Below are 11508 nucleotides of genomic sequence, written 5' to 3'. Positions count from 1 at the left end.
CATTGATGATTTCGGTTAGTCCAAATAATGCCAGCGAAAAATTAGACTTGGCGAATTTAACAGACGATCAGCGCGCACTCGAAATTAAAAATTTGAGTCTATACTATGGAGAAGATCGTGCGTTGCACGATATCTCGATGAGTGTCCCTAAACACGGTGTCACTGCATTCATTGGTCCATCTGGCTGTGGTAAATCGACCTTACTGCGCTGCATCAACCGCATGAACGATCTGGTTGAGAGCTGCAAAGTGAAAGGCGATATTTTACTGCACGGTAAAAACATTTATGACAAAGGTGTGGATGTTGCTGCATTACGTCGCCGTATTGGTATGGTGTTCCAGCGCCCAAACCCTTTTCCTAAGTCGGTGTATGAGAACGTGGTCTATGGTTTGCGTTTGCAAGGCATTAAAGATCGCCGTGTACTGGACGAAGCCGTCGAGCGCTCACTCAGAGGGGCGGCATTATGGGATGAGGTAAAAGATCGACTGAATGCGAGTGCCTTCAGTTTATCGGGTGGTCAGCAGCAGCGCTTGGTCATTGCTCGGTCGATCGCGATTGAGCCGGAAATTTTACTGTTAGATGAGCCGACCTCTGCGTTGGACCCTATTTCGACGTTGACGATTGAAGAGCTCATCACCGATTTAAAGCAAAAATATACCGTTGTGATTGTTACGCACAACATGCAGCAAGCGGCGCGTGTGTCTGACCAGACCGCATTTTTGTATATGGGTCAGCTCATTGAATATGCCAACACCGACACGTTGTTTACCACGCCCATGGAAAAACGTACGGAAGATTACATCACTGGACGGTACGGTTAAGGAGTACAGGCATGGATAAATTAAACATGGGTAAGCACATTTCCAATAAGTTTAACGAGGAATTGGAAGCCGTGCGTAACCGCGTATTGAGTATGGGCGGTTTGGTCGAGCAACAATTAAGTGACGCCATTACGGCGATTCAAACCGCTGATGTTGAATTAGCGGAGAAGGTCCTGAGTAATGACCACAAGGTCAATAAACTCGAAGTCCAAATTGACGAAGAGTGCGTGCACATTATTGCAAAACGTCAGCCTGCGGCGAGTGACTTACGGTTAGTTATTGCCATTATTAAGACGATTGCTGATTTAGAACGAATTGGTGACGAAGCAGAACGCATCGCTAAAGTGGCGAAGGAAAGCTTCAGTAATGATCAACAGCAGTTGTTGGTCAGCTTAGAGAATTTAGGTCATCAAATTTTGACCATGCTACGTAAAGTACTCGACGCATTTGCCCGGATGGATCTTGATGCTGCTTATGAGGTACACCGCCAAGATGAGCAGGCAGACCGTCAGTATGAGGCACTGACACGTCAATTGATGACTTACATGATGGAAGACTCGCGCTCGATTCCTAAAATCATGAATGTGTTGTGGTCCGCGCGTTCGCTCGAGCGCATGGGCGACCGTTGCCAAAATATTGCCGAATACATCATCTTTTTCGTCAAAGGAAAAGATGTGCGCCATGTCTCGCCCGAGAGCATTGAGCGCACAGTCAAAGGTGACAGAGCCCCTTAGAACAGCTGCCGGGCGCGGATCGTGCCCGGAATTGCCTTCATTTTATCAAGCAATTCGGTGCCATTGTCGGTATCAATATCCATCACGACATAACCAACGTTTTCATCTGTTTGTAGGTACTGGCCCGCTACGTTAATCTCAAAATCACTCAATATACTGTTGATCGCGTTCATCATACCGGGTTGGTTTTTGTGGATATGCAGTAAACGGCGAGCGGTTGCGTGCTGTGGTAAAGAAACTTCTGGGAAATTTACCGCCGACAGTGTTGAGCCGTTATCAGAGTAGTGCACCAGCTTACCGGCGACCTCGATACCAATATTTTCTTGTGCCTCAACGGTCGAGCCGCCAATATGCGGCGTCAGCAAGCAGTTTTCGATACCACATAACGGAGATTCAAAGAGATCTTGGTTGCTTTGAGGCTCCACTGGGAATACGTCGATAGCGGCTCCGGCTAAATGACCGCTGGTTAACGCCTCAGCAAGTGCTTCGATATCGACGACGGTGCCGCGAGAAGCATTAATCAGCAAACTATTTGGTTTCATTTTAGCCAGCTGGGCAGAGCCTATCATCCAGCGGGTTGAAGGTGTTTCTGGCACGTGCAAAGTCACCACATCGGCTTTTGCGAGTAGATCATCCAGGCGTTTGCTAGAGCGCGCGTTACCCATGGGTAGCTTGGTCTCGACATCATAATAAATAACTTGCATACCGAGCTGCTCCGCTAATACGCTCAGTTGGCTACCGATATGACCGTAGCCAACGATACCGAGTATTTTGCCTCGCACCTCGTACGCATGGTTGGCCGACTTCAGCCAGCCTCCCTTATGCGCTTGCGCGTTTTTTTGCGGAATGCCACGCAACAACATAATGGTTTCGGCTAGCACCAATTCAGCGACGCTGCGTGTATTTGAAAACGGTGCATTGAATACGACTACACCGTGCTTTTGTGCGGCTTTTAAGTCGACTTGATTAGTACCAATACAAAAGCATCCAACCGCGATAAGCTTTTCAGCCGCAGCGAACACTTTCTCAGTTAACTGCGTGCGCGAGCGGATACCAATCATGTGTACGTCTTTGATTTTCTCGCACAACTCATCCTCATCGAGTGAGCCTTTGAGGATTTCGAGCTGGTCGTAGCCTTGTTGCTTAAGTAACTCGATGGCGCTGTCATGGACACCTTCGAGTAATAGTACTTTAATTTTGTCTTTTGCGAGTGATGTAACGGCCATTTAGTTTCCCCACGTCAGCTCTTTAACACCCTCTGAGGTTGCCAGTAAGGCAACATCGGCAGAACGGGCTGCAAATAGTCCGTTGGTGACAACACCGACTACATTGTTCAGTTGTTCTTCGAGTTCAACAGCATTAAGGATATCGAAGTTGTGCACATCAAGTATCCAGTTACCGTTGTCGGTGGTCACGCCTTGACGCCAAACAGGATCGCCGCCGAGCTTGACTATTTCACGCGCAACATAGGAACGTGCCATGGGAATCACCTCAACGGGCAACGGAAATGTACCCAGTCGACCGACTAATTTGCTTTCATCAGCGATGCAGACGAACTTTTTGGCAACCGCAGCGACGATTTTCTCACGTGTAAGTGCGGCACCACCGCCTTTAATCATTTGACCGTGTTCGTCAATTTCGTCAGCGCCATCAATATAAACAGGAACCTCGGGGGCGTTGTTCAGTTCGAAAACTTCAATGCCATGTTGTTTGAGCCGTTCGGTTGAGGCGTCTGAGCTTGAAACAGCGCCTTCGATATCGTCTTTGATCTTAGCTAATTCATCAATAAAGAAGTTAACAGTAGAGCCAGTACCGACGCCGACGATAGCGCCTTTCTCGACGTACTTAATGGCAGCTTGCGCGGCTTGTTGTTTTAACTTATCGGAAGCGGACATAGCGGGGTTCCCATACAGATTGTTGTGATACTTGATGGCACATCAGTATACCGATTTTGATGACGCATCGCTAAGAAAACTTAGGTTCGTGTTTAAAGGACCAATGTCGTGTCGGTGTGATCACTTCAGGTATCGCCACATCCCACGCTTGTATTGGTAATTGTTCAACATATTGCTCATCGTAGGCGATACCAATCGGTTGCAGTTGAGGTAGTTGACCGGCGCGCCAAGCGGCGAGTGTGCGGTCATAGTAACCACCGCCCATGCCTAAACGGTTACCATACGCATCGAAACCAACCAACGGCATGAACATACAACCGATCTTGCTAAGTGGAACCACGTTGTCGACACGCAGCTGTGGCTCTTCTATACCATATCGGTTTTTAGTCAGTCGCGTATCGGGGGTTAACTTTAAAAATAGTAAATGGCCAGGGCTAAATGGATGTAAGACAGGCACCACGGTAGCCATGTTGGCTTGCCACAATGCCTCGATAGCCGGTGTCGTATTGAGCTCGTTGGCAAAACTTAAAAAAATGGCAGCGTATCCCGATGATTGTTGTGCGCGCTCTGCAACACGAGCGGCAACATCGTGGCTAGCTTGCCGTTGCATCGGTTCAGAAATAGCGGCTCGACGTGCTTTTAACTTGCTTCGCCATTCATCTCGGGTCATGCTTACTCCCATCTTTTTAACATGAAACAGAGCATACCTTATGAAAATGATAAAAACGATATGCCTTTTGTGTGGTTTCATCATCGCGTCCAGTGCACTGGCGCAACAAGGACCACCGAAAGCACCTGAGCGTGATCGCGGCGAAGGTCCTTATGAGCGCTTGATCTTGCGCGGAGCGACTTTAGTCACCGGCGAGGGTGCACCTCCTCGGGGACCTGTCGATATCGTGATCGAGAATGATCGGATCGTAAATATCGTCAGTGTCGGACATCCCGGTGTGCCCATTAAATCCGATGGGCGCCCCGAGGCGAGATCGGGTGATAAAGAGATGGACGTTAGTGGTCATTACATCTTACCCGGATTTGTTGATATGCACGCGCATATTGGAGGTTCAGCGGAGGGAATTCCGTCTGAATATGTACTCAAATTATGGCTGGCGCATGGCATTACCACCATCCGTGAGCCCGGTAGCTTTAATGGCTTAGACTGGGTGAAATGGCATCAGCAACGTGCAGCAGATAACCGTATTACTGCACCACGAATTGTACCGTATGTGGGTTTTGGCATGGGACGTGAAGAGCCCATTTATACGGCTGAGCAAGCCCGCGATTGGGTGCGTTATATTAAATCACAGGGCGCAGCAGGGATTAAGTTCTTTGGCGCTTCGCGGCGTGTCATGGAGGCAGCACTCGACGAGGCTAATAAGCAAGGTTTAGGTACCATGATGCATCACGCACAACTGAACGTGAAATCGATGAATGCACTGGATTCAGCGCGACTGGGCCTGACGTCGATGGAGCACTGGTATGGCTTACCCGAAGCATTATTTGAAGACCAAACGATTCAGAACTATCCGGCTGATTATAACTACAACGACGAACAGAATCGTTTTGAAGAGGCCGGGCGCCTCTGGAAACAAGCAGCGGAACCGGGGTCTGAAAAGTGGAATGCGGTGCGTGATGAGTTAATTGAACTCGATTTCACTATCGATCCGACGTTAACCATTTACGAGGCATCACGAGACTTAATGCGTGAGCGTCAAGCAGTATGGCACGAAGATTACACCTTACCGCGCTTATGGGATTTCTTTGAGCCAAGCCGCTATGCACACGGTTCCTATTGGTTTGATTGGACGACGGAAGATGAAATTGCCTGGAAGCATAATTACCAAAAATGGATGACCTTCTTAAATGATTTTCACAACCATGGTGGTCGACTCACGCTGGGTTCTGATGCGGGTTACATTTACAAGATTTACGGCTTTGGCTACATCCGAGAAATGGAACTGCTGCAAGAGGCGGGGCTCAATCCGCTTGAAGTTATTTATGCGGCCTCTATGGGCGGTGCTGAAGCGCTCAACATGGATGATGATATCGGCAGTGTCGCGATTGGTAAAAAAGCGGACATGGTTATTGTAAAAGAGAATCCGTTAGCGAACTTTAAAGTGCTGTATGGCACAGGCCACTTTAAGCTTAATGAGGATAATCAGCCGATCCGTACGCAGGGCATTCGTTACACCATTAAGGACGGCATTGTTTTTGATGCGCAACAACTGCTCAAGGATGTGCGTGAGATAGTCGCCAAAGAAAAAGCCTCACGAGAATCGTGAGGCTTTAAGCAAACAAAAGGGTGGTTTCCCGGTGACGCCGCCATCTGACGGTAGCCCTTGAACCCATTGGTTCAAGGCGGGGAGCAAGTGGGATCCATCGTAGGCTTCCCGGTGCGTGCCGGGCTTGCTCATGACGGGCCAGTGATCCCCTTAAGTAAAAGCATCGGCTCAGGGACATACGTCTATTAGCGTACGACCCAGGAAACCCTAAACTGTTATCGCTGCGGGCCACGCTGAGCGCGCTGTTCGCTCATAGCTTGTTCAATCGTTGCCTGCAGCAATTGAATCTTTTCTTCGAGCTTCGCCGTTTTCGCGGCTTGCTCTTTCTGATCGTTCATCCACTCATGACACAAGTTTAGCGCTGTCATGACGGCAATTTGCTCAACATTGTGCAAATTCGTGCGTTCTTTTGTGTCATTGAGCCGTTCGTTCAACGCATCAGCCGCTTCTTGCAAAGCACTTTCTTGACCTACCGGACAGTTTACCCGATAGCTTCGGTCCAATAAAGTGATGTCCATTGTGCGACTCGTCATGATGCCGACTCCCTGCTACACATTGCGTTAAGTGCATGCTCTGCATGCGTTCTACTGCTTATTATGGCATGCCTTGGCAATGTTTGTCAGCTAGCGAATTGCAAAGCCGAGTGTTAGGATGACAACACCAGATTTTAAATAGAACGATATCTATGACAGCTCGATTTAACTATGATCGCATCTCATCACTCTATGCGCAACATGATGTGACGCCGCAGCCTGCCGAAGTACAAGGGATACTGGTTGGCCTCGTGGCAACAGGTACACAGCCCGATTCCCCCGATCTTGACGGGTTGCTCAGTGACCTCATTTACGACGGGCAACAATTACCTGCGGAGCTTGCCAAATTATTAAAGCAGCAGGCAACGGAAATTCAGCATGCTTTGGCTGACCGCGACCTCGGCTTTCAACTTTTATTGCCCGAAGATAACGCCCCATTGCAAGAGCGCTTAAATGCGTTAGCGGGCTGGGTGCAATCATTTTTGGTGGGCTTTGGAGTTAACCAAGCGAATATCGCGGCCACCAGCGGTGATTTGCGTGAAGCGCTCGATGACATGATCGAGATCGCCAAGTTGGAGTTTGAGGTTGATGACTCAGAAGAGTCCGAGCGCGCTTACTTTGAAATCGTCGAATATTTACGTGTATCGGCGATGATGTGTTTTACAGAACTCGGTGCACGTGAGCTAGCTCAATCTAAACCCGATTCAAAAACGTTACATTAAGTACAGACTTCATAGGAGCGGCTATGCAACCGGTTATTCCTCAAGATGAGTTTTTACAGCGTCGTGAACGAGTACTATCTCGTATGCCTCAAAACACCGTCGCAATTGTATCCGGACACAGTGAGCTGACTCGCAGTAACGATACAGAGTACCCGTTTCGGCAGAATAGTTACTTTCATTATCTGACCGGGTTTAATGAGCCGGATGCCGTATTGGTACTGACTAAAATTGAGGGACAGCCAAGAAGTCTTCTATTTTGTCAAAATAAAGATCCAGAGTCCGAGGTCTGGCATGGGCTTCGGTTAGGCTTCCATAACGCAGTGCATGCGCTGGCAGTCGACGAGGGGCGAGATATTGATAGCTTTGAGGATGATATCAGCGAGCTACTCAATGGCGCGAGCAGTGTGCTTGTCTTGATGGGCGAAGACAGCGTGCTTGAAGCGCAAGTGCGCGATGCGATTGATTTTCTTCGTGCCAATGAGCGAAAAGGGTATGTTGCTCCACACCGTATTGAGGATTTACGTCCGACATTGGATGCCATGCGGCAATTTAAGTCAACGCAGGAGCTTGCGGTGATGCGCGAAGCAGCGCGTATTAGTAGTGATGCGTTTAAGCGCATCATGAAGTTCTGCAAACCCGGCGCCATGGAATACCAACTTGAAGCGGAATTGCAGCATGAGTTTGCGATGCAAGGCGCGCCAGCACCTGCCTATGGCATTATCTGTGGCGGTGGTGCCAACGCTTGCATTTTGCACTACACCGACAACCGTGACGTGTTGCACGATGGTGATCTAGTGCTGGTTGATGCGGGGGCAGAATACCAAGGCTACGCAGCGGATATTACACGTACGTTTCCGATTAACGGTCGCTTCTCTGAAGAGCAAGCGATGATCTACAACATCGTGTTAAAAGCACAACAGGCGGCATTTGAACACATTAAGCCTGGTGACACACTCAAGGCGGCCACCGAAGCGGCGGCAAAAGTGATTAATGATGAGCTGACTTTATTGGAAATATTGTCAGGTGATGCCGACGAGAACTTTGCCAACAACCGTTGGAAGAAATTCTTTATTCATGGGCTAGGCCACTGGCTAGGATTAGACGTTCATGATGTGGGTCGCTATAAGTCGACCGATGGCGAGCCGCTCACATTTCAACCGGGTATGGTGTTGACCGTTGAGCCCGGCATTTATATTTCACGCGAGTCGGGCGTCGATGAACGCTGGCGCGGTATCGGCGTGCGAATAGAAGACGATTTAGTTGTGACTGAGGACGGCTTTGAAAACATGACTCAAGCTGTGCCGAAAACTATTGAAGAGATAGAGTCTTGGATGCAAAAAAATTAACAGCTGATGTTGTCATTGCTGGCGGTAGTTTGGTCGGCGCTCTAACTGGCGTGATGCTGGCGCGACAACGTCCAGATTGGCAGATCTTAGTATGCGAACCTCGCTTAGAAGGGCCACCGAACGATAAGCGTATTATTGCTTTGGCGGCTGCTTCGGCTGCGCGATTACAGCGGCTTGGCGTATTGGGCGAGCTGACCGATGCGACGCCTATTCGACATATTCATATCAGCGATAAAGGCTACTTAGGCGCGACAGAAATCCATGCAGAGCAAGAGCAGGTGGACGCATTAGGCTATGTAGTATCCGCGGCAGAGCTGGTTAATCGCTTCTACTTAGCCTGTCAGCAACTGGACAATGTCACCTGGTTAGCGGGGGAGTCAGTTGAACAGCTGCATCACGAGACCGACAAAGTGCAGGTTGAAACCGTGAGTGGCGCAGTCATCGATACTCAGCTCGTGATTGGCGCGGACGGGCAAAACTCAAAGATCCGCTCGCTCTGTCGGTTGCCCTGGCAAGTTGAGGATTACCAACAAATTGGCTGTATCAGCACCGTTAAACTCGATCGTGATTTGCAAGGTTGGGCTTACGAACGCTTTACCGAGTTTGGTCCCATGGCTCTCCTGCCCATGGCAAACCAACAGGCATCACTTGTGTGGACCTTCAATCCGGAACAGGCCGAAACCGCGAAACAATGGAGTAGCGCGGAGTTTTTGACACGCTGTCAGCGTGCGTTTGGCTATCGGGCAGGGCGCCTGACAGCCCGTTCAGAGCCGGTGTTCTATCCGCTTCAGCTTAAAAAGGCCTTGCGCTCGACCTATCATCGAACGGTGATTATCGGCAATGCATCGCACGCGCTGCACCCGATCGCCGGTCAGGGCTTTAATCTTGGCTTACGCGACGTGGAGTGCCTTGTACAGGAACTTTCAGCAGCGCTGGACCCGGGAACCTTTGCCGTGCTTGATGCTTATCAGCAGTCACGCACAAGGGATTATGACGCTATCATTAACTTGACGGACGGCCTAGTGCGGGGGTTTTCAAATACTAACCGTTTAATGGTGGTGCCACGCAATTTAGCCTTAATGACGTTACAGCACTGCGCACCGCTGCGTAGTCGCTTTGCACGACTGACCATGGGAATGAAGTCATGAATTACGATGTTATTGTGATTGGCGGCGGCATGATCGGCCTCACTATGGCACTCGGCCTAAAGCAACAAGGTCGCTCGGTGATGGTGATTGAGCAGCATGAGCAGCCAGCATTACCCAATGAGTTAGAATTGCGTGTTAGCGCACTTAATCATCGCAGCCGAGCCTTACTCGATGAGTTAGGTGTCTGGCCGTTGGTCAGTGACTTTCGTATCGGCCCCTACACTGATATGCATGTATGGGATAAAGACAGCCCGGCAGACATTCATTTTTCCGCGACCGAAGCCAATGCAGATGACTTAGGCGCGATTACCGAAAACCGTGTACTGGAACATTTTTTGTGGCAACGCGCAGAAGCCGCCGGTGTTGTGATTACGAAAACCGCACAATGGCGCTTGCGTGATTGCGGCAGTGCACAGCAGGCGGCAGAAATTGAGTACGGAGAGCAACAACGCGCGCAAGCCCAGTTGATTATTGGCGCCGACGGCGGGCGCTCGCGACTGCGCCAACAAGCCGGTTTAACGGTGCGCTTTTGGGATTACGAGCAAGTGGGCGTAGTCGCGAACCTGCGGATGGAGAAACCGCACAACGGCGTTGCGCGCCAAGTGTTCTTACCCACCGGGCCTTTGGCCTTATTGCCAACCCCGGACACTGATGTCGTATCTATCGTTTGGAGTATGGATAGCTCACTGGCGCAGACCCGCTTAGCGAATAAGGCACGGCTGGCGCCGTTTGTAACGGCCGAAAGTGGACGTTGCTTAGGTGAAGCTGAGCTGATTTCCGATGTAAAAGGCTTTCCTCTGCGTATGCAATATGCACAACAGTGGCACGCGCAACGCGTTGTATTGGTAGGCGATGCCGCGCACACCATTCATCCCCTGGCGGGACAAGGTGCTAATTTAGGGTTTGCGGATTGCGTTTGCCTATTGGAGAACCTACAGCAGCGTGAGTTAGCGGATCTGAGTAGCCTGACTCGTAGCCTAGGGCGTTATCAACGCGAACGTAAAGCCGATACGCAAACGATGATTGCAGCGATGGAGCTGTTCAAACGAGGCTTCGGCACGTCTAATCCGTGGATAAAGGCGGTTCGTTCGCTGGGATTCCTTGCCGCAGAGCGTATTACGCCAATTAAACAAAAATTGGCAGAAGTTGCGCTCGGTCGCTAAGCGCGCGGTTAAATACGTGCGCTTAGGTATTCGGCAAGCTGTTTTGCTGCGGATGACGCACGACTATCTAAGCGTAATACGATATTAATATCGCCTGGCGAAGGTAATCGCTCTTTCAACTGTGGACTACTGATTAAGCTTTGGCTATCTGGAATGGTACTTTTGGCGAGCACCGTAACACCTAAGTTACTGTTTAGGGCGGCGGTTAAGCCGGAATAGTCTGAGTTGGTATAGCTAATGCGATAATCAATACGTGCACGCTGCAACGCTTGTTCAGCCCGTTTACGATAGATACAGCCCTCCGGTGCAACAACCAATGGTAGCGGGCGTTGCTCAAATGCAGCGGGTGTGCCCACCCAGACTAAGGCATCATTTTGTAGCAGCATGTCATTGGGGTTACGTTGTTCCCTGAGCGCCAAAATCATATCAAAACGTTCACCTAAGCCCGCGAAGAGATCCTTGCTCAATGCCGAGGTGACCTGCAATGCGATTTGTGGATAAACCTGCGCGAACTGACCCAGTACGTTGGGTAACAAGCTCGAAGCGAATTCGCTGGTAATCCCCAGCCGGATATCACCGGATACCGCCTGTGGCTGAAACTGCGCGAGCAGTTGCTCATGTAAACTAATAATACGTTGCGCGTAATCGTAAACGCGCTCGCCATCGGGGGTGAGCGATAACCGTTGCCCTTGGCGCTGCAATAATTCAGCCCCTAATTGTTGCTCCAGTTTTTTGATTTGGATCGAGATGGCCGGTTGTGAGCGACCTAAACGTTCGCCGGCAGCGGTAATGCCGCCAAACTCAATCACTGCAACGAAACTACGCAGGGCATCCGTGGATAAATGTTTCATAAATTAAATGCTTAAA

Annotated in this window: 12 protein-coding genes and 1 other RNA gene; 7 read left to right on the top strand and 6 right to left on the bottom strand. The window is 49.9% G+C overall.

Annotation, left to right across the window (positions count from 1 at the left end):
* The first annotated feature begins 5 nt into the window (after positions 1–5).
* Positions 6–821, top strand: a complete 816-nt coding sequence (pstB, locus tag OS145_RS10105) for a phosphate ABC transporter ATP-binding protein PstB (RefSeq protein WP_006956335.1) — start codon at positions 6–8, stop codon at positions 819–821.
* A gap of 11 nt (positions 822–832) precedes the next feature.
* Positions 833–1555, top strand: a complete 723-nt coding sequence (phoU, locus tag OS145_RS10100) for a phosphate signaling complex protein PhoU (protein WP_006956334.1) — start codon at positions 833–835, stop codon at positions 1553–1555.
* Here phoU and serA read toward each other — a convergent pair.
* The 3 genes from serA to OS145_RS10085 all read right to left on the bottom strand — a co-directional run bounded on the left by serA (position 1552) and on the right by OS145_RS10085 (position 4120).
* Positions 1552–2781, bottom strand: a complete 1230-nt coding sequence (gene serA / locus OS145_RS10095) for a phosphoglycerate dehydrogenase (RefSeq protein ID WP_006956333.1) — start codon at positions 2779–2781, stop codon at positions 1552–1554. The genes phoU and serA overlap by 4 nt on opposite strands.
* Complete coding sequence (rpiA, locus tag OS145_RS10090; protein WP_006956332.1) at positions 2782–3450, bottom strand: ribose-5-phosphate isomerase RpiA; 669 nt, start codon at positions 3448–3450, stop codon at positions 2782–2784.
* A gap of 70 nt (positions 3451–3520) precedes the next feature.
* Positions 3521–4120 carry a 5-formyltetrahydrofolate cyclo-ligase gene (locus OS145_RS10085; RefSeq protein WP_006956331.1) on the bottom strand — a complete coding sequence of 200 codons (600 nt, stop codon included), beginning with the start codon at positions 4118–4120 and terminating at the stop codon, positions 3521–3523.
* A 40-nt stretch (positions 4121–4160) separates the two neighbouring features.
* Between OS145_RS10085 and OS145_RS10080 the strand changes: the two genes are divergently transcribed.
* Complete coding sequence (locus tag OS145_RS10080; RefSeq protein WP_006956330.1) at positions 4161–5729, top strand: amidohydrolase family protein; 1569 nt, start codon at positions 4161–4163, stop codon at positions 5727–5729.
* Between the two features lie 21 nt (positions 5730–5750).
* Here OS145_RS10080 and ssrS read toward each other — a convergent pair.
* Positions 5751–5936, bottom strand: a non-coding RNA gene (gene ssrS / locus OS145_RS13235) — 6S RNA.
* Between the two features lie 8 nt (positions 5937–5944).
* The gene (gene zapA / locus OS145_RS10075; protein ID WP_006956329.1) at positions 5945–6262 is read right to left on the bottom strand and encodes a cell division protein ZapA; all 318 of its coding nucleotides are present in this window, start codon (positions 6260–6262) and stop codon (positions 5945–5947) included.
* Between the two features lie 152 nt (positions 6263–6414).
* Here zapA and OS145_RS10070 point away from each other — a divergent pair, with 152 nt between their 5' ends.
* The 4 genes from OS145_RS10070 to OS145_RS10055 are packed head-to-tail and all read left to right on the top strand — an operon-like array spanning position 6415 to position 10641.
* Complete coding sequence (locus OS145_RS10070) at positions 6415–6984, top strand: UPF0149 family protein (protein WP_006956328.1); 570 nt, start codon at positions 6415–6417, stop codon at positions 6982–6984.
* A 23-nt stretch (positions 6985–7007) separates the two neighbouring features.
* Positions 7008–8330, top strand: coding sequence for a Xaa-Pro aminopeptidase (gene pepP, locus OS145_RS10065; RefSeq protein ID WP_006956327.1), 1323 nt, complete (start codon positions 7008–7010; stop codon positions 8328–8330).
* Positions 8312–9478 (top strand): 2-octaprenyl-6-methoxyphenyl hydroxylase, encoded by a 1167-nt coding sequence (ubiH, locus tag OS145_RS10060; protein ID WP_006956326.1) that lies wholly within the window; start codon positions 8312–8314, stop codon positions 9476–9478. The genes pepP and ubiH overlap by 19 nt, the downstream gene beginning before the upstream one ends.
* Positions 9475–10641, top strand: a complete 1167-nt coding sequence (locus OS145_RS10055) for an FAD-dependent oxidoreductase (RefSeq protein WP_006956324.1) — start codon at positions 9475–9477, stop codon at positions 10639–10641. Before ubiH ends, OS145_RS10055 begins: the two co-directional genes overlap by 4 nt.
* 8 nt (positions 10642–10649) lie before the next feature.
* On the opposite strand, the gene OS145_RS10050 is transcribed toward OS145_RS10055, so the two are convergent.
* Positions 10650–11492: a LysR family transcriptional regulator gene (locus OS145_RS10050; protein WP_006956322.1), complete on the bottom strand. Its 843-nt coding sequence runs from the start codon at positions 11490–11492 to the stop codon at positions 10650–10652.
* Positions 11493–11508 lie beyond the last annotated feature (16 nt).

This window comes from Idiomarina baltica OS145 (genome assembly GCF_000152885.1).
Lineage (GTDB): Bacteria > Pseudomonadota > Gammaproteobacteria > Enterobacterales > Alteromonadaceae > Idiomarina > Idiomarina baltica.
This window is presented reverse-complemented; position numbering and strand designations above follow the sequence as displayed.

Coding starts and splice junctions, on each gene's coding strand:
- pstB (WP_006956335.1), top strand. CDS start 6: ATGATTTCGGTTAGTCCAAATAATGCCAGCGAAAAATTAGACTTGGCG.
- phoU (WP_006956334.1), top strand. CDS start 833: ATGGATAAATTAAACATGGGTAAGCACATTTCCAATAAGTTTAACGAG.
- serA (WP_006956333.1), bottom strand. CDS start 2,781: ATGGCCGTTACATCACTCGCAAAAGACAAAATTAAAGTACTATTACTC.
- rpiA (WP_006956332.1), bottom strand. CDS start 3,450: ATGTCCGCTTCCGATAAGTTAAAACAACAAGCCGCGCAAGCTGCCATT.
- OS145_RS10085 (WP_006956331.1), bottom strand. CDS start 4,120: ATGACCCGAGATGAATGGCGAAGCAAGTTAAAAGCACGTCGAGCCGCT.
- OS145_RS10080 (WP_006956330.1), top strand. CDS start 4,161: ATGAAAATGATAAAAACGATATGCCTTTTGTGTGGTTTCATCATCGCG.
- zapA (WP_006956329.1), bottom strand. CDS start 6,262: ATGACGAGTCGCACAATGGACATCACTTTATTGGACCGAAGCTATCGG.
- OS145_RS10070 (WP_006956328.1), top strand. CDS start 6,415: ATGACAGCTCGATTTAACTATGATCGCATCTCATCACTCTATGCGCAA.
- pepP (WP_006956327.1), top strand. CDS start 7,008: ATGCAACCGGTTATTCCTCAAGATGAGTTTTTACAGCGTCGTGAACGA.
- OS145_RS10055 (WP_006956324.1), top strand. CDS start 9,475: ATGAATTACGATGTTATTGTGATTGGCGGCGGCATGATCGGCCTCACT.
- OS145_RS10050 (WP_006956322.1), bottom strand. CDS start 11,492: ATGAAACATTTATCCACGGATGCCCTGCGTAGTTTCGTTGCAGTGATT.